Annotated in this window: 20 protein-coding genes and 2 other annotated features; of the genes, 1 reads left to right on the top strand and 19 read right to left on the bottom strand. The window is 35.8% G+C overall.

All coding sequences use genetic code 11. The features are described from left to right. Window positions 1-24 precede the first annotated feature (24 nt). The 17 genes from obgE to ACTWQB_RS02370 all read right to left on the bottom strand — a co-directional run bounded on the left by obgE (window position 25) and on the right by ACTWQB_RS02370 (window position 16,853). Window positions 25-1,317 (bottom strand): GTPase ObgE, encoded by a 1,293-nt coding sequence (obgE, locus tag ACTWQB_RS02450; protein WP_443137594.1) that lies wholly within the window; start codon window positions 1,315-1,317, stop codon window positions 25-27. 8 nt (window positions 1,318-1,325) lie between these two features. After that, window positions 1,326-1,838: a Spo0B domain-containing protein gene (locus ACTWQB_RS02445; protein ID WP_443137593.1), complete on the bottom strand. Its 513-nt coding sequence runs from the start codon at window positions 1,836-1,838 to the stop codon at window positions 1,326-1,328. Between the two features lie 135 nt (window positions 1,839-1,973). Continuing rightward, window positions 1,974-2,258, bottom strand: coding sequence for a 50S ribosomal protein L27 (gene rpmA, locus ACTWQB_RS02440; RefSeq protein WP_443137592.1), 285 nt, complete (start codon window positions 2,256-2,258; stop codon window positions 1,974-1,976). A gap of 14 nt (window positions 2,259-2,272) precedes the next feature. Further along, window positions 2,273-2,605 carry a ribosomal-processing cysteine protease Prp gene (locus tag ACTWQB_RS02435; RefSeq protein WP_443137591.1) on the bottom strand — a complete coding sequence of 111 codons (333 nt, stop codon included), beginning with the start codon at window positions 2,603-2,605 and terminating at the stop codon, window positions 2,273-2,275. 13 nt (window positions 2,606-2,618) lie between these two features. After that, on the bottom strand, window positions 2,619-2,927 hold the full coding sequence (gene rplU, locus ACTWQB_RS02430) for a 50S ribosomal protein L21 (RefSeq protein WP_443137590.1): 309 nt from the start codon (window positions 2,925-2,927) through the stop codon (window positions 2,619-2,621). Window positions 2,928-2,941: 14 nt separating this feature from the next. Further along, window positions 2,942-3,017: a sequence feature (ribosomal protein L21 leader region), on the bottom strand. 256 nt (window positions 3,018-3,273) lie between these two features. After that, window positions 3,274-4,119, bottom strand: a complete 846-nt coding sequence (locus ACTWQB_RS02425; RefSeq protein WP_443137589.1) for a M50 family metallopeptidase — start codon at window positions 4,117-4,119, stop codon at window positions 3,274-3,276. Further along, window positions 4,106-4,873: a peptidoglycan DD-metalloendopeptidase family protein gene (locus ACTWQB_RS02420; RefSeq protein WP_443137588.1), complete on the bottom strand. Its 768-nt coding sequence runs from the start codon at window positions 4,871-4,873 to the stop codon at window positions 4,106-4,108. The genes ACTWQB_RS02425 and ACTWQB_RS02420 overlap by 14 nt, the downstream gene beginning before the upstream one ends. Before the next feature lie 130 nt (window positions 4,874-5,003). After that, window positions 5,004-5,801 carry a septum site-determining protein MinD gene (gene minD, locus ACTWQB_RS02415; protein ID WP_443137587.1) on the bottom strand — a complete coding sequence of 266 codons (798 nt, stop codon included), beginning with the start codon at window positions 5,799-5,801 and terminating at the stop codon, window positions 5,004-5,006. Between the two features lies 1 nt (window position 5,802). Next, window positions 5,803-6,501 (bottom strand): septum site-determining protein MinC, encoded by a 699-nt coding sequence (gene minC / locus ACTWQB_RS02410; protein ID WP_443137586.1) that lies wholly within the window; start codon window positions 6,499-6,501, stop codon window positions 5,803-5,805. A 10-nt stretch (window positions 6,502-6,511) separates the two neighbouring features. After that, window positions 6,512-7,042 carry a rod shape-determining protein MreD gene (mreD, locus tag ACTWQB_RS02405; RefSeq protein WP_443137585.1) on the bottom strand — a complete coding sequence of 177 codons (531 nt, stop codon included), beginning with the start codon at window positions 7,040-7,042 and terminating at the stop codon, window positions 6,512-6,514. 1 nt (window position 7,043) lies between these two features. Further along, window positions 7,044-7,922: a rod shape-determining protein MreC gene (gene mreC, locus ACTWQB_RS02400; protein WP_443137584.1), complete on the bottom strand. Its 879-nt coding sequence runs from the start codon at window positions 7,920-7,922 to the stop codon at window positions 7,044-7,046. A gap of 18 nt (window positions 7,923-7,940) precedes the next feature. After that, a complete protein-coding gene (locus ACTWQB_RS02395; protein ID WP_443137673.1) occupies window positions 7,941-8,975 on the bottom strand; it encodes a rod shape-determining protein in 1,035 nt (344 codons plus the stop codon). Window positions 8,976-9,179: 204 nt separating this feature from the next. Continuing rightward, window positions 9,180-9,869, bottom strand: a complete 690-nt coding sequence (gene radC / locus ACTWQB_RS02390) for a RadC family protein (RefSeq protein ID WP_443137583.1) — start codon at window positions 9,867-9,869, stop codon at window positions 9,180-9,182. Window positions 9,870-10,018: 149 nt separating this feature from the next. Then, entirely contained in the window at window positions 10,019-10,867 is an 849-nt protein-coding gene (locus ACTWQB_RS02385; protein WP_443137582.1) for a hypothetical protein, read from the bottom strand. A gap of 238 nt (window positions 10,868-11,105) precedes the next feature. Next, a complete protein-coding gene (locus tag ACTWQB_RS02380; protein ID WP_443137581.1) occupies window positions 11,106-12,824 on the bottom strand; it encodes a sensor domain-containing diguanylate cyclase in 1,719 nt (572 codons plus the stop codon). A gap of 38 nt (window positions 12,825-12,862) precedes the next feature. Then, on the bottom strand, window positions 12,863-14,149 hold the full coding sequence (locus ACTWQB_RS02375; protein ID WP_443137580.1) for a bifunctional folylpolyglutamate synthase/dihydrofolate synthase: 1,287 nt from the start codon (window positions 14,147-14,149) through the stop codon (window positions 12,863-12,865). 55 nt (window positions 14,150-14,204) lie between these two features. Next, entirely contained in the window at window positions 14,205-16,853 is a 2,649-nt protein-coding gene (locus ACTWQB_RS02370; protein WP_443137579.1) for a valine--tRNA ligase, read from the bottom strand. Window positions 16,854-16,906: 53 nt separating this feature from the next. Then, window positions 16,907-17,133 (bottom strand) — a binding site (T-box leader). Window positions 17,134-17,389: 256 nt separating this feature from the next. On the opposite strand from ACTWQB_RS02370, the gene ACTWQB_RS02365 reads away from it, so the two are divergent. Further along, complete coding sequence (locus ACTWQB_RS02365; protein ID WP_443137578.1) at window positions 17,390-17,578, top strand: hypothetical protein; 189 nt, start codon at window positions 17,390-17,392, stop codon at window positions 17,576-17,578. On the opposite strand, the gene ACTWQB_RS02360 is transcribed toward ACTWQB_RS02365, so the two are convergent. Both ACTWQB_RS02360 and hemL read right to left on the bottom strand, forming a co-directional pair. Further along, window positions 17,579-18,982 (bottom strand): LysM peptidoglycan-binding domain-containing protein, encoded by a 1,404-nt coding sequence (locus ACTWQB_RS02360; protein ID WP_443137577.1) that lies wholly within the window; start codon window positions 18,980-18,982, stop codon window positions 17,579-17,581. A gap of 229 nt (window positions 18,983-19,211) precedes the next feature. Further along, the gene (hemL, locus tag ACTWQB_RS02355; RefSeq protein ID WP_443137576.1) at window positions 19,212-20,498 is read right to left on the bottom strand and encodes a glutamate-1-semialdehyde 2,1-aminomutase; all 1,287 of its coding nucleotides are present in this window, start codon (window positions 20,496-20,498) and stop codon (window positions 19,212-19,214) included. Window positions 20,499-20,511 lie beyond the last annotated feature (13 nt).

Below are 20,511 nucleotides of genomic sequence, written 5' to 3'. Positions count from 1 at the left end.
CTCAAGCCTTCCTTATGGCTCTTACTACTCTATAAATTCAAATTCAAAATCAAGTAAGCGAATGGTATCTCCATCTTTAGCTCCTCGCTTACGCAATGCCTCGTCAACACCTAGATGGCGCATTTGACGCGCAAATCTCCTAACTGACTCATCACGGTTAAAGTCCGTCATCTTGAAGATTCGTTCAATTGTCTTACCTGAAATTACATAAGCTCCATCTGGATCTCTGGTAATATGAAGAGTGTCATCATCTTTTTCATATTTATAAACCACACGTTCATCCTTCTGCTCTTCTTCATCCAATGTTTCAAAACGATTCTTAGGAATTTTTTCTAATGTATCGGCAATCTCGAATAATAAATCTCGAACACCTTCTTTAGTAACTGCAGAAATTGGATGAATAGGATAATCTTCATCTAATTGTTCTTTAAACATTTCTAAATGCACTTCAGAATCTGGCATGTCCATTTTATTTGCCACAATTATTTGTGGGCGTTCCATTAAACGCTCATCATATTGTTTTAACTCATTGTTAATGGTCTTAAAATCTTCATAAGGATCGCGACCTTCCAACCCTGACATATCGATCACATGTACAATGACACGTGTTCGTTCAATATGCCTTAGAAACTGATGTCCTAACCCTACACCTGAATGTGCCCCTTCAATTAATCCTGGTAAATCGGCCATAACAAAACTTCGATCATCTTCAGTTCGAACCATACCAAGGTTTGGTGCCAGGGTTGTGAAATGATAATCAGCAATTTTGGGTTTAGCTGCGCTAACAACAGATAACAATGTTGATTTTCCTACACTTGGAAAGCCGACTAGACCAACATCCGCTAGAACTTTTAATTCTAATGTTACATAAAGCTCTTCTCCTGGCTCACCATTTTCCGCAATTTCTGGCGCTCTGTTGCGAGCATTTGCGAAACGAATGTTTCCTCTGCCTCCACGACCACCCTGTGCTATTATTGCACGTTGTTGATGTTGTGTTAAGTCAGCGATTAAGTCTCCTGTATCTGCGTTTCTTACAGTAGTGCCTGGGGGAACAGGTACGACTAAAGGTTCTGAATTTTTACCATGCATCCCTTTGCTCATACCATTTTCTCCACGTGTAGCTTTAAAGTGTTTTTGATAACGGAAATCCATTAGGGTGTTTAATCCTTCATCTACTTCAAACACCACGTCACCACCGTTACCACCATCACCACCGGCAGGGCCTCCCATTGGTTCATATTTTTCACGACGAAACGCAACTAAACCATTTCCGCCATCACCAGCTTTTATAAATACTTGCACCTGATCGACAAACATTCTCTCACCTACTTATAAGTAAATACAAATGAAGTTGTGTTATCCTTTTTAACTTTCTCTAACCGACCTTTCCAGTCAGCTTGAAAATCTCCATCTGATAAATCAATACCCTTAACCTGATACTTAATATACCAATCATGTTCATGTTTTATTTGAATTAGAATATGTAACTGACTAAATTCGTCTACATGATCTTTAATTTCCCCAAATAATCTTTTTCCATCATGGACTAATCTGTCATCAAACTCTAATAATGAGTCTTCATTATGTTCTATGTCAAATTCAATTTCCATTTCTCGTTCTTTTAATTTGAGTTGAATTAACCAATAAACATACTGTGGAGCATCTAACGTTTGAAGTAATCGCTCATCTCGTAAGCTCTTTATTAAATTATGAAGCTTCTCTTGAGAAAGGTCGTGCTGTTTCATACTCGCGTAACCATCAACTAATTGGAGTTGATTCATTAAATCATGACGATATAAACGTAATAAGTGTAAAACATCATTTAATTCAACCTTCAATGCTCACTCACCCTATCCTTTTTGATACTATCATACCATAATCCATTTCATTCGGAAGATAGAGTAAGAAGAATATGTATTCTAAAAAGAATAAAAGCTGACTCCTTAATATGAGTCAGCTTTTATATAGCATCATTATGCTTCTTGTGGGTATACGCTAACTTTTTTACGGTCACGACCGTAACGTTCAAAACGTACAACACCGTCTACTTTTGCGAATAGTGTATCGTCACCACCGCGGCCTACGTTTTCACCTGGGTAGATTTTAGTACCGCGTTGACGGTATAGAATCGAACCACCAGTTACAACTTGGCCATCAGCACGTTTAGCTCCAAGACGTTTAGACTCTGAGTCACGTCCGTTTTTGGAACTACCTTGACCTTTTTTCTGTGCGAAAAACTGTAAATCTAGACGTAGCATCGAAATGCACCTCCTTATTTTTCAGAGATGGATATATATTGGTGATAATCTCTTTCAATCGTTTGGAATGTAACATACATTCCTTGTAATAACGTTTGGGCTTTCTCCCATTGTTCATCAGACATCCTCTTAGGTAAGAGCAGCTTCAGATAACCACCTTCAGAACCCTGCTCAATCTCAGGTTCAATCTGACAAATTTCCATAATTGAATTTGCTGCACCAAAAGAAACAGCTGATACCGCCGCGCACACTAAATCGTGCCCATATGGCCCACTATTAGCATGACCGCTCAATTCAAACCCTTGAATGGTATCATTTGTATCTTTAAATATAGTCAACTCAATCATGAGGAATTAGTCCTTACGCATTAATTTTTTCAATCGTCACTTTTGTATAAGGTTGACGATGACCTTGCTTACGCTTGTAGTTCTTCTTTGGCTTGTATTTGAAAACTGTAATCTTGCGTCCTTTGCCTTGCTTGTCGACTTTACCTGTAACTGTTGCACCATCAACTAATGGAGATCCAACTTTTACATTGTCGCCACCAACAAAAAGGACTTTGTCAAACGTTACTTCTTCACCTGCTTCAGCGTCAAGCTTTTCAATGAATACTGATTGACCTTCTTCTACTTTGATCTGTTTACCGCCAGTTTCAATAATTGCGTACATTCTACTGCACCTCCTCATAGACTAAGACTCGCCATCGAGGTACTTACTTTAGTAAGTTTAAAAACCTCTTCTGAGCGGTTGTAGCAGCGGGTGCTACATTTATGCATAACAAAATAAATAATAGCACGTTATGAAAAAGATTGTCAACCTTTAAACCAAGTTGAATCAATTGTCTCTGCTGCCAACCGTCCTTCATTTTATAAAAAAATAAGCGCACTTGTAAAGAAGAATTTTTTGTGATTTTAATATTTAATATAATTACATCAATTACAAAAAAATAACGAACTGAATCTTAACTCCGTTGAGTTCAGTAATCAGTTCGTATTCAACCTAAAAAATTAAGTTATCAGGCTTCTTTGGCATGTGTATGTTGAAGGGTTAAATTCGGTTTATTCTTTGTAAAAAGTAATTGCAAACATTCTTCCTCTGGGATTGGCTTGTTATTTTGACCCACATATATAAAATGATAACAACCCCTTTTAAAGTGCTTTACAATTTCACTAATTGGAGTGTCGTTTCTCACTTTTAATAATTCAATGTCAGCAAGTTCAGAACCTATAGCAAAATATCTACCTAATAAATGCTTCAGCAACAATATATGTTTATTTTTAAAGAGCAACCAATTATCTAGTAATAAGAAGAGTGATAAAAAGGTTAAATGTATGCTTGTCCAAACAAAAAAGTACAACAATACATTAACAGAAGCGATGATGACCATTGATGCAATTGACATCCAAATAATTGCTTGATGGAACGGAATATATTTGCATATTAATAAAAACAATATTCTTCCCCCATCTAAAGGTAAAATCGGAATCAAATTAAATAGTAAAATAACAGAATTAATCATCCATAATTGATCTAAAATCACGTGTTCAACATTAAACGAATCAAGAATTAATAGAAGTGCAAAGATCCAGATGTGTTGTAATGGCCCGGATAATACAACCCAAAACTCTTCTTTGCTGGAACGATTATAATAATCCTCCGTCTCCATCACACCACCAAAAGGCCAAATCATTAACCTAGTAATGTTCCATCTAAAATACTTTGCAGCGAAATAATGTCCCAACTCATGAATAATGATAATGACAAAAAAGGCAATCAATTCAATAAATAAACCTAAAAAGTAACTAGCAATTAATAATAGCAAAAGAAGGGGGTGTATTTGTATAACTTTATTCTGAAACATCCATATCCCCTAAAATAAATTGTGTCGGATCCACGAACTGACTACCCTCTTGTACCGCAAAATACATGTTAGTATACCCCACCAATTCATCTGGTTCAATTTTTGCTATCGTTTGACCTGGAGAGACAAATTGATAATGAAATACATCAATGGTATCTAAATTGCCATAAACCGATTTACGTCCATCTTCGTGTTGAATAATAACAGTGTTTCCTGTGTCAGGTTTTTGACCTGCAAATAATACTGTACCTCGATCTAATGGGTGAACATTTTTGGCTTCATTTACTTCTATAAATATGCCGTTTTCAAAATCCCGAACGTGATCCACTTGTACTCCTGATACCGGAATTGATTGAGCCTCTTGACTTACCATTCGCTCCTCATCTCGTCCAAATGATAAGAAAGGAGTTGCAAAGTGTTCATCATACCAGGCTTGTACAGTTGCAAATGGCAAATCTTCTGTTAATACATCATGCACAACTGGTTTTAGTTGATTTAAAACTGGAAATTGAGCTTGGTAAATGAATAGTGTTAGAAAAACAATAATTGCTGATCCTAAAAATTTCGATAGCACTTTAGTTGACTTAGGGGTATTAAAACCCGAGCCATCTGCGTTTGGGTATGATGTAAAACCGTGACGTTCTTCGTCTTCCAATAAAGGATTATAATTAAAGGTTGTATTTTTATTCAGTTTAGGTCTTTGCGATTTTCTCTTAGCAATATTACTTCTTATTTCATCAAGTTTATGACTCATTTCTCACCATTCCCTTTCTATTTTGTACTAGCTTATTCAAGAAGTCTGAGAGATATGATAGAGTCGTTTAATTTTAGAATAAAACTATAAGAAAAGCTGTCCAAAAGTTATTGGACAGCTAACATATAGATTATTTCATGCCTAATATTTTTTTTACTTTTGTCATAAAACCTTTTTCATCGTCAAATGACATTAGCGGTACTGATTCACCCAAGATTCGTCTTGCAATATTTCGGTAACTAATAGAAGCCTTAGTATCTGGCTGAAATGCAACAGGAACACCATGATGAGATGAACGAATAACGTCTTCATCATCCAAAATGATTCCGAGTAGTTCTATTGATAATGTTGAAACAATTTCATCTACACTTAGCATATCCCCACTATCAACCATATGTTTACGAATACGGTTAATAATTAAGTAAGGCGGGTTTTGCAATTCTTCCTGTTCTAGTAACCCGATGATTCGATCAGCATCACGTATACTAGATTTTTCAGGAGTTGATATAACAATTGCCTTATCTGCCCCTGCAACGGCATTTTTATAACCCTGTTCGATTCCAGCTGGGCAATCAATCAAAATATAATCATAGTCAGGTTTTAATTCTTCAACTAATTCTGCGATTGCTTCAGGAGAAACTTCATTTTTATCACTAGTCTGTGCAGCCGGTAAAATATGTAGGCATTCGAATCGTTTATCTTTAACAAGTGCAGATTGTAATTTACAACGCCCTTCAATAACATCAATTAAATTAAAAATAATACGGTTTTCCAACCCTAAAACTACATCTAGATTTCTCAGTCCGATGTCTGTATCAATTAGGCAAACCTTTTGACCCATTAAGGCTAATGCCGTTCCGATATTAGCAGTTGTTGTGGTTTTTCCAACTCCACCTTTACCAGATGTGATTACAATTGATTCACCCATATTACAATCCCCTTTCAAATACATCCAATAATCTCGGACGTAATTTTTGTATATGCTGTAATTGTTCTAATTCAATCTGTTCTGAATCTGGATTAATAAATGCAAATTCTCTTGGAGAACCTTCCACATCATAATCTGGTGCTCGGCTAATCTTTGATGCAATTCTAATTTGGTTCGGGTGCATATAGGAAGCTGCGACAACACAATTCTCATCACCGTCAACTCCAGCGTGTGCAATCCCTCTAAGCTTTCCAAGAACAAAGATATTACCTGTTGCCATCACAGTCCCACCTGGATTTATATCACCAATGATTAGAGCATCACCTTTCACCTCATGTACTTGTCCCGACCTAATCGTTTTCATTTCGGTCTTAACAGTTGTATTTTCGTAAAGATCATATGCTTTCTCTCTAGTTATGACATAAGACTCTATATTTTTCACAGTGAGATCGCTATGTTCATCTATTAGCTGTATCAACACTTGTCTTTGATCTTCACTTAAATACCTATATTGACTATGTATAGTGATTTCCGTAGCTCCAGAAGCTTTATTCGTTTTTAATTTATTTTCTAATTCACTTAATAGATGATCAAAAGAGCACTGGTCATCTAAATAAACAACGATGCCATTATTGGTTCCTTTCATCGTTACATAATGGTTCCATTCTGTCATAAACGGTACACCCCAATTTTGTTCCACCAATAATTAATTACTTGATTTGTTCGTCTTCTTCCTGCCATTTCATCAAACGTTTTGCGAAAAATGGATAAATGATTAATAAGAATAATAGATTACTTAAAGTTGTGGGGATTAATCTCAACTGCATAAACTGTTGCACTGCAAGATCAACTTGTCCAACTAATGAATATACAAAGTACAGAATAAACTCAGCCACAATAATACTAACAAATACTAACAGAAAACTAACAATAAAGTTCTGTTGTAAAACCTTTATTAATAAATGAACTAAGTAAAGAGCAATACCATAAGCTAAAACATATATCCCAACTAAATCGGTATATACTAGTTCAAATAATGCACCAAATATTACACCGTTAATAATTCCATGATACGTGTGTTCTTTGTCATAAAACAATAAAATAAGTAACGAGAATACTAATATCCAATGTGGAATATATATTAAATCGGACATGATAATTGATTTTGGAATAAAGCGGACAGCTACACTTTCTAATATTAAAAAAACCATTAAAGTTAAAGGTAGATAGAGGAATCTCATATTATTCCTCCTCTTCTACTTCTTCATCGTCATCTAATATTGGTGAGTGTATATCTCGGTCAATCACCATGACGTGATTAATATCAATTAAGTCTGCAGCTGGTTCTATATGAGCAATTTTCGTTAGTCCATATTGGTCTAACTCAACTGATGACACTTCTCCTATTAACAGTCCTCTAGGGAAAACTCCCCCCATACCTGAACTAACAATTGTTTGTCCAACTTCAAGCTTTCCACTATCTGTCATGTCTCTAAATATTAGAGAATCAGTCTCCTCATCATATCCTTCTACAAGACCAAAGATGTCTTCATCCCCATCTACAACTGCGGATATACGATTGTCTTCATCAAAACCAGATAATAGTTGTACAGTAGAAGTCATTTGCGATGCACCAATCACTTTACCAACCATGCCACTTGCTGTTGAAATCGCCATGTTAGGCTCAACACCATGCATTCGTCCCTTATTGATTTTTACTTGGTTAAACCATTGCTCAGGACTCCTTGAAATAACGGTTGCTTTTATTGGTGAATAATCACTAATGGCTTCATCCATATCTATTAATGACCGTAATTCTTCATTTTCTTTTTCTAACTCATTCACCTTGAATGCCATCGTCTTATAATCTTGAAGTTCTTCTTTAAGAACCTGGTTTTGTTTATAAACATTTCTAATTTCATCTACGTTATCAAAAAAACCTATTACATAATTGACTGGTTGGTAAACAATGTTTTGGAAAAATCCTACGGTATCGGATATAAACTGAACTCCAATATTGGATTGTTCGTCTGCTCTTAAAGAATAACCAATCATCGTTACAATAAGTATGATCGTAGTAAATAGTACAATTAATTTCCGTTTCCTTAAAAATGAAGGCATATAGTGTAGCACCTACTCCTAGTTAAGTATGTTTCTTCTTGCGATTGTCGGAGAATTTTTAAAGTGTTCGATATAATCTAGTGATTTCCCTGTTCCAATAGCAACACAATCTAATGGATGGTCTGCTACAAAAACCGGAATATTTGTCTTAGCCTTAATTACCTCATCAAGGTGTCGTAACATAGCACCTCCACCTGTCAAAACAATTCCGCGATCCATAATATCAGCGGACAATTCAGGTGGTGCGTTTTCTAAAGTATCTACCACTGCATTGATTATATCATTTATTGTATCAGAAATAGCTTCGACTACTTCAGAACTAGTAATTGTATCAGTCTTTGGTAAACCAAATACAGCATCGCGTCCTCTGATTTCCATACTACTTTCTGTATCTGGTTTCTTAGCTGATCCTAATTCCATTTTAATTTGCTCAGCTGTTGATTCTCCTATAATTAAGTCTTTTTCTTTCTTGACGTAATATAAAATTTGTTCATCAATTTCATCTCCAGCAGTCCGAATGGATTTACTCGTAACGATTCCACCGAGTGATATAATGGCTACTTCTGTAGTCCCTCCACCTATATCCACGACCATATTTCCAGTCGGATCCCAAACACTTAAATCAGCTCCAATTGCTGCAGCGAATGGTTCAGAAATTAGATAAACATGCTTAACCCCTGCTTGTTTCGTGGCGTCGATCACTGCTCGCTCCTCTACCATCGTAATGCCTGATGGTACACAAACCATGACATTAGGTTTTCCTAGCCAAGACTTTGGATTAACCTTACCAATATAATAATTCATCATGGACGATGTAGTATCATAATCTGCAATTACTCCATCTCGCATTGGCCTAATAATCGACAATGATTCAGGTGTCTTTCCAATCATACTTTTAGCTTCATTACCCACTGCTGTAATTTCACCCGTATGATTATTGATTGCAACTACGGATGGTTCCCTAAGCACAATACCTTTACCTTTCACAAATACTAACGTATTTGCAGTTCCTAAATCAATGCCAAAATCTCGGCTGAACAAAGATGAGCCCATTACAATCTTCCTCTCTGATGACTTCATTTGTTACTTTAAATTATGTAATGGCTTTTCAAAACATGAATAAGCGCCAACATATTTGTCCAAAATATGAAATTGGCGCTACTTTTAAAGTCTCTATTTTATTATACGAAAAAAAGTAGAAAATAGATAGAGATATCGGAGGCAAAAATATGGGATATTATGACTAAATTTGTGGTACTATAAATAACCTTTTTCTTTTAATGATATAAACCTTTGATCACCAATAACGAGATGATCTAACAGTTCAATGCCAAGCACTTTGCCAGATTCGAACAATCGCTTAGTCACATGAATATCTTCATTAGATGGGGATGGGTCACCAGAGGGGTGATTGTGAGCACAAATGATGGAGGCTGCAGACCTTTTAACCGCTTCTTTAAACACTTCTCTAGGATGAACAATTGATGAATTTAAACTACCAATAAAAATTGTTTGCCGATGAATAACTTGATTTTTTGTGTCCAAATACAGGGCTACAAAATGCTCTTGTTTAAGATTTCGCATTTCTTCCATTAAGAAATTAGCTCCATCTTCAGGGCTTCTAATCGTAAATCGATCTCCGGCTTTGAAACTGTGTAACCTTCTTCCAAGCTCTATAGCTGCTAGCAATTGAACGGCCTTCGCTTCACCGATCCCCTTAATTGAAGTGAATTCAGCAATTGAAGCATCTCTTAGTAGAGAAAGACCTTCAAAATGCACAAGGACCCTAGTAGCTAAGGATAATGCTGAAGTTCCTTTCGTACCACTCCCAATTAATATAGCAATTAACTCTTGATTAGATAGGGCATGAGGACCAGCTTGAATGAGTCGTTCCCGCGGCCTGTCATCTTTTGGCACATCTTTAATAAATATGGTATCAATTGGCATACTTCAATCTCCTCTCCAAGTATACCAATATGATAAACATTTAAATTGTTTGTCACAAAGCATAGAAAAACACGTTTTCTCTTATAGGAAAATCGCGTTTTCTTATTAATTTTAGTTTTATTAATGCATTTTTATGACAGAAAATAAGTTTAGGCTAAATTTGAATAAAACAAATGCATATTTAATATAATTGTATTTTTTATAAAGGATTGTTGTGTTAAGTCTGAGCTATCCCCAAGTTTAGTCAATAATTCACTAATTTCCTGTAACTTAGCTGACTGTTCATAATCAGGAGGTTGTTGACTAAACCATGTTTGTAAATCAGATTCCCAGTTTTGATCTCCACTTTCACCTTTCTCAATTAACGTTATACCTTCATTTAACCATTCTAAATTACTTTCGTTAACATCAACATTAACCGCGTCAAAGCTCCATGATTTATAGAAGAAATTTTCCATATAAACAAGGTCATTGGATTCTAGCCAATCAGTTATTGCATCTTTTTCTGATTCTGATGAAATCAAATGACTAATGACATAAAATTGACCATTCTGTTCTTGTACTGTAGCTGGGACTGCATTTGGCTGTAATGAATCACTTATTAATTCATCAGCATTTTCTTTAGAAGAAAACAATCCAAACTGAACAACTTCATAGACTTGACCAGGTTTAGAAAGTGTCTCTCCGCTTTGCTGTTCGTTATTATTAGGTTCGCTACTAGGTTCTTCCTCTTCATCAACTTCTGTTGTTGTAGCTGGCAAAGCATCAGGTGTAAGATCTGAGAAGTAATAAATTAGGCCTGCTCCAAACAAGACACCTAATAAAACAGCCAATAAAACAGGTTTCATCATTTTAGACAAATTTGATCTACTGTGGAACCCTAAAATAGAAGATTGAGATTTTTTATTCTTAGGTGTTAAGTAATATTCTAAGTCGTGCTTTTTATTAGATTGATTTTCCTGATTCACTGTAACTCTAACTTTTTTATGCTCGTCCATTCTCATACCACCTTACTTCTTGTTGATATGAGAATACCACAGACGTTTTAAAAAATAAGACAAATCTTGTCAAACGACTTCGACAAATTTATACGAATAACCCAAGCGCACGTTGGTTTGACAATACGGTATACATTATAAGACGGTAAGTTAAAAAAGTTGACTTTTAAAATAATTTCAACTTGTTTACTCTCAAAAAAAGGTCCCCACAAAATTCGGGAACCATTCTCTTATTACGTTATAAACTTAATGAAGCTACTTTGTTTTTACCGTTACGTTTTGCCCCTACATACATAGAGCGATCTGCATTCCTAATTAATTCTTGAGGTGATTCACATTGCTCTGGATACGTGGCAACACCAATACTGGCTGTAACATTAATTTCCTTAACCTCTACATTACCATCAATCGCTTTATAGAGTATAAATGGTTCATTTGCGATTGAGTACCTAATATCTTCTGCTATTTGAACGACATCATCATGAGGCATTCCTTTAATTAAAACTGTAAATTCCTCACCACCATAGCGAGCTATGATACCATAATGCCCAAATAGTCTTTCGAGCCTTCTAGATAATTCGACTAGTACTTCATTACCTGATTCATGTCCATGTTCATCATTAATGGCTTTAAACGAATCTAGGTCAAGGATTATAACAGAAAGGTTTTCTTCTATACCTTTAGCTTCTAAATCCTTAGCATATTCATCAATATGTTCAATGAAATAACGGTAATTATATAATTCAGTTAATTGATCACGTTGACTTTTAGTCTTAGCTGATTCATAGTGTCTTGCATTCTCAATTGCTACCGACAAGAAGTTTGCTAATATCTCTAATAGCATCAAGTGATATTTTTCATATGCATTTAAATCATTTGAACACACGGTTAAAATACCAACAATCTTACCACTTCTTTGAATTGGAACGCCCATTACACTTTTTGTTCCATTCGGGAGCTCATGGGGAGCTAGTTGTTTAATTTCCTTTACACGCATTAACATAATGCTTTCCTTACGTTCATAAACCGTTCCCGAGAAACCTTCTCCCTGATACATTTTAAGTTCTTTTTTAAATTGGTTTCCTTGATCATCCATGAACCTAATGAGGTCCATCATACGACTGTCATTTGAGACGTCAAACACATATATATTTGACGCTGGTATTAATCGATTAATTTCATTTAAAAACTTATCAAGTACACTTTTAACATTTAAACTTTTTGAAAGTTCATGTCCAATTTCACTTGTTGTATGTAGATACTTATTTATGCGTTGAGTATTGTGATAATAAGAAAAAACAATTGATAATAGAATGAATGGTATCCCAACGAAGAATACAGCTATTGCTTCTATCTGTAAATACATCAAATATAACACTAATCCTAACGGGAAAGCTAAAAGCGTTGCACCTGAATCGATTAACAGGCTCTTAGGATAAGCAAGTAAATTTTCTCCGTGCATGAACCACTGTAATAAGGATAAAAATACTTGGTTCACCAATATAACTGCAAAAATATACCCTACTAAAGGAATAACTTGCTCGACTGAATCAAACGTTAATGCTCCATGTGTGCCGCCTAGTCCGTAATACACCCATGCTGAGATTACTGATGTAAGTAAAAACATAGTTGAATTGGTAGGAATTCTGTGAGCTTCGTCTTTTTTTAGTTTTATTTTAATAAAGAGAACCACTAATGATAACTGTGTGAGCACTAATTCTACAAATAAACCGAAGTATAGAAATGCTGCTAAGCTAACACCATTACTAAAAAACACGGTTATATTTCCAACTTTAATAGGAAATATAGCAACTGCACCGATCACAATCGCAAAAGCTAATAAGTCTAACCAATGATCATTAAAATCCGGTTTAAACTCAAGGTACGCGTATGTAACAAGAGACGGAAAAGCTATTAACCAAATCGTCCAAATTGTAATAACCTTTGATTTCGCCATAAGTAACCCCTTCATTTCTAAAGAAAATATTTTATCCTTTACCGCCCATTCAAATAACTTCTAACAACCGAAATAAAATACAATGATCCTGTTACTACTAATACTTCATTGGTCTCTTGTTGGTCTATAAAATCATTTACTGTTGATTTCCAATTTTCAGAAACTATTATATCACATTTATAGAACTTTTGTAATAGTTCTTTTTTACTATAACTTTTATCGAAATCAAATGAAGTAATAGTAATATCCTCATATTGACTACTCAGCATATCTATAATCGGTTCTATAGGTTTGCCTTTAATAACTGATATAAGAAGCTTAATGTGAGAAGGATTGTAGCGATTATTAATTGTATCAATTAACTGTTCAAAAGCTTCAACATTATGCGCTCCATCTAATATAATAGTCGGGTTACGGTGAATAAATTCAAACCTTCCGACCCATGTCGTTCGTTCTATGCTCTTTATAATTTTCTCTATTGATAGAAAAATCCCTTCTAATTCACTCAATTTTTTAGCAGAATAAATGGCTAAAGAAGCATTCTCAATTTGATGCTTTCCCGTCATTGTTGAACGAAGTCCATTAATCGTTAGTTCATCAGAAATGAAGTTGAATTCTTCCCCATCTTCATAAGAATTTCCCCAAGAATAATCAAAATCTTTATGCAATCTATAAATAGATGACTGAGTCTGTTTTGCTTTTGATTCTAATACATGAAAGGCTTCACTCTTTATTTCATTTGTGAAGACTGGTGCGTTAGGCTTAATAATACCCGCTTTCTCTGTAGCTATTTCTTCTATTGAATCTCCCAGGACATCTAAGTGATCATAACCAATCATTGTGATAATTGATAATAAGGGATTAACCACATTAGTAGAATCCATTCTACCGCCTAATCCCGCTTCTAAAATGACATAATCCACGTTCTTATCTTTAAAATATTGCAGGGCTATACATGTTACAATTTCAAATTCTGTTGGTTTTCCGAATTCCGTAAGACTTATCTCGTTACAAAGTGGCTTAAGTAACTTAATATAATGACTCATTTCGTCATCAGAGATTGGGCTTCCGTTAATACTAATTCGTTCATTATAATGCTCGATATATGGCGAAGTAAATGTTCCGACCTCATAACTATGTTCAGACAAAATATTTCTTAAAAAAGTTAAAGTTGACCCTTTACCATTAGTGCCAGCTATATGGATTATTTTCAATTTCTTTTCTGGGTGGCCTAATTTTTGAAGTAGTAATTTAACTCGATCTAACCCAGGTTTAATTCCTACTTTAAGTTGTTCTTTAAGCCAGCTTATTTCCTTGTTTTCCATGTAAAATCCTCCATATAATAAATTGCCTGCTAAAGTAGCAGGCAATTTAAATGTGTTATGAGACTTCCTCTAATTCTTTGATGCGTTGTTCGACTAGCTTTTGCTTCTCAAGGTAGTCTTTTTCTTTGTCACGCTCTTCTTGAACAACATGTTCAGGGGCTTTATTAACGAAGTTATCATTTGAAAGTTTCTTCTGAACACGTTCTACCTCTTGATTCCACTTATCAAGCTCTTTCTTTAGTCGATCAATTTCAGCATCAATATCGATCAACCCTTCTAGAGGGAAGAAAATTTCCGCACCTGTCACAACTGCACTTTTTGCTTGTTCTGGAACATCTAAATCTGTTGCGATTGATAGTGTTTCTGGGTTACAGAAACGTTCTAGATATATCTTGTTGCGTTCAAGTTCATCAACAATTGATGCATCATTTGCTTTAATCATTATTTTAATTTCTTTAGACATCGGCGTATCCACTTCAGCACGTACATTACGTACAGAACGGATAATCGATACTAGTCGTTGCATTTCTTTAGAAGACTGTTCATTGTTATATTCAGCACGAACCTCAGGCCACGTGCTTGTAACAATAGACTCCCCTTTGTGAGGGATATGCTGCCATATTTCTTCAGTAATGAATGGCATGAACGGGTGAAGCATACGTAATATACTATCAAGAGTCACAACTAAGATTGAACGAGTTGTTTGTTTAGCTTCTTCATCATCACCATAAAGTGGTAACTTCGCCATTTCAATATACCAGTCACAAAATTCATCCCAAATAAAGTTGTATAAATGACGACCCGCTTCGCCAAAGTCATAACGATCAATATTACGCGTAACGTTTTCAATCGTTTCATTTAAACGAGTTAAAATCCACTCATCCGCTAATGATTTTTTCTTTGTTAAATCAATGTCTTCATACTTAAATCCTTCTAGGTTCATCTGAACGAAACGTGAAGCATTCCAAATTTTATTCGCAAAATTCCATGTAGATTCTACTTTCTCCCAGTGGAAGCGAAGGTCTTGACCAGGTGATGAACCCGTCGCTAAGAAGTAACGTAATGAGTCTGCACCATACTTGTCAATCACATCCATTGGGTCAACACCATTACCTAGTGATTTACTCATTTTACGGCCTTGTGCATCACGAACAAGTCCATGCATAATCACATCTTTGAATGGTCTTCTATTCGTAAACTCTACTGATTGAAATACCATGCGAGCTACCCAGAAGAAAATAATATCATAACCAGTTACTAAAGCGTTTGTTGGGAAGTAACGCTGAAAGTCTTTGCTATTTTCATCTGGCCAACCCATTGTTGAAAACGGCCATAACGCCGAAGAAAACCATGTATCTAATACATCGTCATCTTGTCTCCAATTCTCAATATCTTCTGGTGCCTCACGTCCAACGTAAACCTCACCAGTTTCTTTATGATACCAAGCAGGTATTCTATGGCCCCACCATAATTGACGAGAAATACACCAATCACGAATATTTTCCATCCAATTTAAATAAGTGTTTTCGAATCGTTCAGGTACGAAGTTAACCTTATCATCAGTTTTTTGTAGTTCAACTGCTTGCTTAGCTAATGGCTCCATCTTTACAAACCATTGAGTTGATAAATAAGGCTCTACAACTGCTCCACTACGCTCAGAGTGTCCAACTGAATGTTCGTGTTCTTCAATTTTAAATAGAACGCCATCCTCTTGTAAGTCTTTCACTAGTTGTTTACGACATTCGAAGCGATCCATACCTTCATACTTACCTGCGTTTTCATTCATCGAACCGTCTTCATTCATAACCAAAATACGCTCTAGATTGTGACGATTACCGATTTCAAAGTCATTCGGGTCATGTGCAGGTGTGATTTTTACAGCGCCTGAGCCAAACTCCATATCAACGTAGTCATCTGCAATAATTTCAATTTCACGCCCTACAATTGGTAAAATTACTTTCTTACCAATTAAATGCTTATAACGATCATCTTCAGGATGAACAGCAACAGCCGTATCTCCTAACATTGTTTCAGGTCTAGTAGTTGCGATTTCAATATGACCAGATCCATCTTTCAATGGATACTTCATATGATAGAATGCACCTTTTACGTCTTTATAAATAACTTCTATATCAGATAATGCTGTCTGAGTGCTTGGGTCCCAATTGATAATGTACTGACCACGGTAAATGAGACCTTTCTCATACAAAGTAACAAATACCTCTTTAACCGCATTTGAAAGTCCTTCATCTAATGTAAAGCGTTCCCTAGAGTAATCTAGGCCTAACCCGATTTTCTCCCACTGCTGACGAATGAACGAGGCATATTCTTCTTTCCAATCCCATGCACGTTCTAAAAATTTCTCTCGTCCCAAATCGTAACGAGATACTCCTTCTTCGCGAAGTTTACCTTCTACTTTCGCTTGAGTTGCAATCCCAGCATGGTCCATACCAGGTAGCCATAAAACGTCATAACCTCTCATTCGCTTGTAACGAGTGATAATGTCTTGTAACGTTGTATCCCATGCGTGCCCTAAATGTAAACGGCCCGTTACATTTGGAGGTGGGATCACGACCGTAAACGGCTCCTTGCTTTCATCGTCTTTAGCTTCAAAAAACTTACCATCTACCCAAAACTTATAGCGACCTTGTTCAACCTCTTGAGGATTGTACTTAGGAGCCATTATGTTTTGCTCTTCTGACATAAAAGACCCTCCTAAAATAGTTATATAAAATAAAAAAATCTTTCCATCCTTATAAAAAGGACGAAAAGATTGATTTCGCGGTACCACCTTTATTCACAAACTGATCTATAAACAGTTGTGCGCTTCATTTAGCATAACGGACTTCCCGGGTTCACCTACTTTAATTCAACGAACCAGCATTTTCAGAGCGACCTTCCAAGCTTTCATACTGAGGAAACTCTCAGCTAATGTTTCCCTCTCTGTCAGAGTCCAACTTGTACTCCTCTCTTACAGCCTTTCACGTAATTTAATTTTGTTATTATTGTATACGTATTTTATACAAATAGTCAATGCATTTCAAGGAATATGGGCTAAAAACAAAAAATAAGTACCACCTTTTCTCTTCATAATTCAACGACTTCTTCTATATCATTGTTTTTTGCAAAACCACAGATTTCTAAGCAATAAAAAAGTGGGGCAAATGCCCACACTTTTTTCCACATTTCATTAACACATTATTCGTATCGTCATATTGTGTAATAGAGAGGAGGAGACTAATGGCTAGATATTATCGCTACCGCTTACCACCTTGGGCAAGACATTGTATTTTCATTGTTGAGAAATGTACATTACCAATCATGATTTTTCAGTTAGTTAGAACATTATTATTCCCATCCACGTTAGATGTCTTTTTATCTGGTTTATTAGTAGGTTTATATATCGCTTTTTATCTTGAATGGATCTAATTACTTTTTATATGGAACATACAGGACATCCCCAGCTTTAAGTTGACGGTCATCCTCCAGCCCATTCAAACGTTCTAATTGAGAAACTGGCACTTTATAAGATTCAGCAATCGATTCAAGCGTTTCATTCTGTTGTACGAAACGCATTTTCACACTCACTTTCTCTTTTTCACGTAATTCTTCATCATCTCTAAAGAAATTAGACAAGTAATTCAGGCCAAACATTTTCTTCTTAGGCTTTTTACCGTCTTCATCATCCATTTGGTCATGGTCATCATAATCATCTTTGCTTGATTTTTGTTTCACTTCAGGACTCGTGTCTTGTTTTTCCTGCTTTTTATCCTTCTTCTTACTTTCTTTCTTTTTAGCCTCTTTCTTTTCTTTCTTTTCTTTCTTGGCTTCTTCTTTAGCTTCATCCTTCGCCTTCTTCTCTTCTTCTACAACATCGTCTTGTTTCTCTTCCTTCTCTTGCTTCATTTGGTTTTCTTTTGCAGATTCATTTTCTTTATTATCCTGCATATAAGTGTTGTCTTGATATTCAACATTATCTTTATTACCTTGATAAGCATTGTCTTGATATTCAACATTATCTTTTTCATCTTTATAAGCGTTGTCCTGATACTCTACTTGATCCTTTTGTTCTTTAGCTTTAGGCTTTTCTTCGGCTTTAGCTTTCTTCTCTTTATTATTAAAAAACTCTGTGAATGATTGAGTCTCTTTCTTATTCCAGAATTCTCTTCCTTTAGTTTTATCTTCAGAAGATTCTTCTGTTTCTACTTCTGCTGTAGCTTCTGCAGATTCTTCTGTTTCTACTTCTGCTGTAGCTTCTGCAGATTCTTCATGTGGACGCGTGTCCTCTTCCGTTTCCTCTTCAGCACCTTCTTTTTGATCATCTTCTTCAAAACTTGGAATCTCTTGTACTTGAAAATCAGAATTCACATCTTCTTCATGACGTTCCTCACTATACTCTTCTTCTACCTCTACATTAGCTAATCGAATCTTAGCGTACACATGCAATGATTTCGGTTCTGGTAGTTCATAATCAAAATACTCAATTTCTACATCTGGCTCACCTGTTTCATTAACACGATTTGCTGGAATCGTAATATCAACAGGGATCGGGTATTGGAATGTCGTAAACCCGTTATCAAGCGCTTTAACTTGCTGGACATAATTCTCATCATCATCTTGATCCATTAAATACATTGGTTCTTCTCTTGGTAATGACTGATAATCACCCGACACCATTAAGACACCACGCAACTGGATGTAAGTAGCTTCTTTTATTATATTAACATCCGGTTGAATGGAAATGCCGTACAAATCATCAATTTCTTCACCTTGACGAAATGTTATTTCCTCGTGTAAATCAAATAGAAAGGGTTCATTTCCGTTATAATTCACGACTCATCCTCCTCACAAAAATATCCTTTACCATTACATATATGACAACTTGTTTTTAAAAAGAACTTTTCAAGGATATTAAAGTAAAAGATTAACAAAATGATAGTGTGAGGAAATTTAGTCGACATTATGAGTCTTAAAAATTTAAAATCGCGCTCGCGGAAATACATTAACAACTACGATGTTTTAACAAAAAATCCTCACAGCGTGTAAGCTGCGAGGATCCTGATTAACCTTTATAATGTTTAAATGCATGTTCAGCTGCTTCAATCGTTTTCTCAATGTCTACATCCGTATGAGCCGTTGATAGGAACATCCCTTCAAACTGTGAAGGCGGCAAGAAAATGCCTTGTTCTGCCATTAGACGATAGTATTCAGCAAACCAGTCTAGATCTGATGATTTAGCTGTTTCAAAATTAATGACATCTTCGTTTGTAAAGAAAAATCCAATCATAGAGCCAGCTCGGTTAACTTGTAACGGTACTCCATGTTCTTCAGCAGCTTTTTGAAAGCCTTCTATTAAACGATCAGCTTTTTTACTAATTTCTTTATAAGATTGTTCAGTTAGCTGACTTAATGTTTCATAACCAGCTGCCATTGCAAGTGGGTTACCCGAAAGTGTCCCGGCTTGATAAATATCTCCAGCAGGGGCAATGCGTTCCATAATTTCACGTTTACCACCGTATGCACCAACTGGAAGTCCACCACCGATTACTTTTCCTAAGCATGTTAAATCTGGGGTTACACCAAAGTGTCCTTGAGCACAATTATAACCTACACGGAACCCTGTCATGACTTCATCAAAAATAAGTAATGAACCATGATCTTCCGTTATATCTCTTAAGAAGCTTAAGAATTCATTAACTGGTGGAACAACGCCCATGTTTCCTGAAACTGGTTCTACAATGACTGCTGCAATATCTTTACCGTATTCTTCAAAAGCGTATTTCACACTTTCTTGATCATTATAAGGAACCGTGATTGTATTTTGCGCGATTGATGCTGGTACCCCTGGGCTATCAGGTAGGCCTAGGGTTGCAACACCAGACCCTGCTCTAATTAATAATGAATCACCATGGCCATGATAGTTTCCTTCAAACTTCAAAATTTTATCTCGTCCTGTGTATCCGCGTGCTAATCTTAAAGCACTCATTGTTGCTTCTGTTCCAGAGTTAACCATACGAACCATTTCAATTGATGGCACACGGTCTATGACAAGTTTGGCTAGCCTATTTTCATATTCGACATTCGCACCAAAGCTTGTACCTTTTTCTAATACTTTTTTCAAATTTTCAACAACTTGATCATCAGCATGACCAAGAATTAAAGGACCCCAGCTTAGTACATAGTCGATATATTCATTACCATCAACATCATAAATCTTTGACCCTTTACCTTCTTCCATATAGATCGGGTCAATATTGACAGAGTTAAATGCTCTTACTGGAGAGTTAACTCCACCTGGTAATAAATCGACTGCTTCGTTAAATAATTCTTTAGATTTGTCGTAACCCATATTTATAACCTCC

It is taken from the genome of Piscibacillus sp. B03 (assembly GCF_052246295.1).
In the GTDB taxonomy this organism is placed as follows: Bacteria; Bacillota; Bacilli; order Bacillales; family Alkalibacillaceae; genus Piscibacillus.
The sequence above is the reverse complement of the archived record's forward strand: the minus strand, read 5'-3'. Positions and strand labels throughout refer to the sequence as shown.

Excerpts from the sequence above, each read along its gene's own strand:
- ACTWQB_RS02435 (WP_443137591.1), bottom strand. The coding sequence starts at position 2,605 with ATGATTGAGTTGACTATATTTAAAGATACAAATGATACCATTCAAGGG.
- ACTWQB_RS02425 (WP_443137589.1), bottom strand. The coding sequence starts at position 4,119 with ATGTTTCAGAATAAAGTTATACAAATACACCCCCTTCTTTTGCTATTA.
- ACTWQB_RS02370 (WP_443137579.1), bottom strand. The coding sequence starts at position 16,853 with ATGTCAGAAGAGCAAAACATAATGGCTCCTAAGTACAATCCTCAAGAG.
- mreD (WP_443137585.1), bottom strand. The coding sequence starts at position 7,042 with ATGAGATTCCTCTATCTACCTTTAACTTTAATGGTTTTTTTAATATTA.
- ACTWQB_RS02420 (WP_443137588.1), bottom strand. The coding sequence starts at position 4,873 with ATGAGTCATAAACTTGATGAAATAAGAAGTAATATTGCTAAGAGAAAA.
- rpmA (WP_443137592.1), bottom strand. The coding sequence starts at position 2,258 with ATGCTACGTCTAGATTTACAGTTTTTCGCACAGAAAAAAGGTCAAGGT.
- ACTWQB_RS02395 (WP_443137673.1), bottom strand. The coding sequence starts at position 8,975 with ATGGGCTCATCTTTGTTCAGCCGAGATTTTGGCATTGATTTAGGAACT.
- ACTWQB_RS02385 (WP_443137582.1), bottom strand. The coding sequence starts at position 10,867 with ATGGACGAGCATAAAAAAGTTAGAGTTACAGTGAATCAGGAAAATCAA.
- minD (WP_443137587.1), bottom strand. The coding sequence starts at position 5,801 with ATGGGTGAATCAATTGTAATCACATCTGGTAAAGGTGGAGTTGGAAAA.
- ACTWQB_RS02380 (WP_443137581.1), bottom strand. The coding sequence starts at position 12,824 with ATGGCGAAATCAAAGGTTATTACAATTTGGACGATTTGGTTAATAGCT.
- hemL (WP_443137576.1), bottom strand. The coding sequence starts at position 20,498 with ATGGGTTACGACAAATCTAAAGAATTATTTAACGAAGCAGTCGATTTA.
- ACTWQB_RS02365 (WP_443137578.1), top strand. The coding sequence starts at position 17,390 with ATGGCTAGATATTATCGCTACCGCTTACCACCTTGGGCAAGACATTGT.
- radC (WP_443137583.1), bottom strand. The coding sequence starts at position 9,869 with ATGCCAATTGATACCATATTTATTAAAGATGTGCCAAAAGATGACAGG.
- mreC (WP_443137584.1), bottom strand. The coding sequence starts at position 7,922 with ATGCCTTCATTTTTAAGGAAACGGAAATTAATTGTACTATTTACTACG.
- ACTWQB_RS02375 (WP_443137580.1), bottom strand. The coding sequence starts at position 14,149 with ATGGAAAACAAGGAAATAAGCTGGCTTAAAGAACAACTTAAAGTAGGA.
- obgE (WP_443137594.1), bottom strand. The coding sequence starts at position 1,317 with ATGTTTGTCGATCAGGTGCAAGTATTTATAAAAGCTGGTGATGGCGGA.
- rplU (WP_443137590.1), bottom strand. The coding sequence starts at position 2,927 with ATGTACGCAATTATTGAAACTGGCGGTAAACAGATCAAAGTAGAAGAA.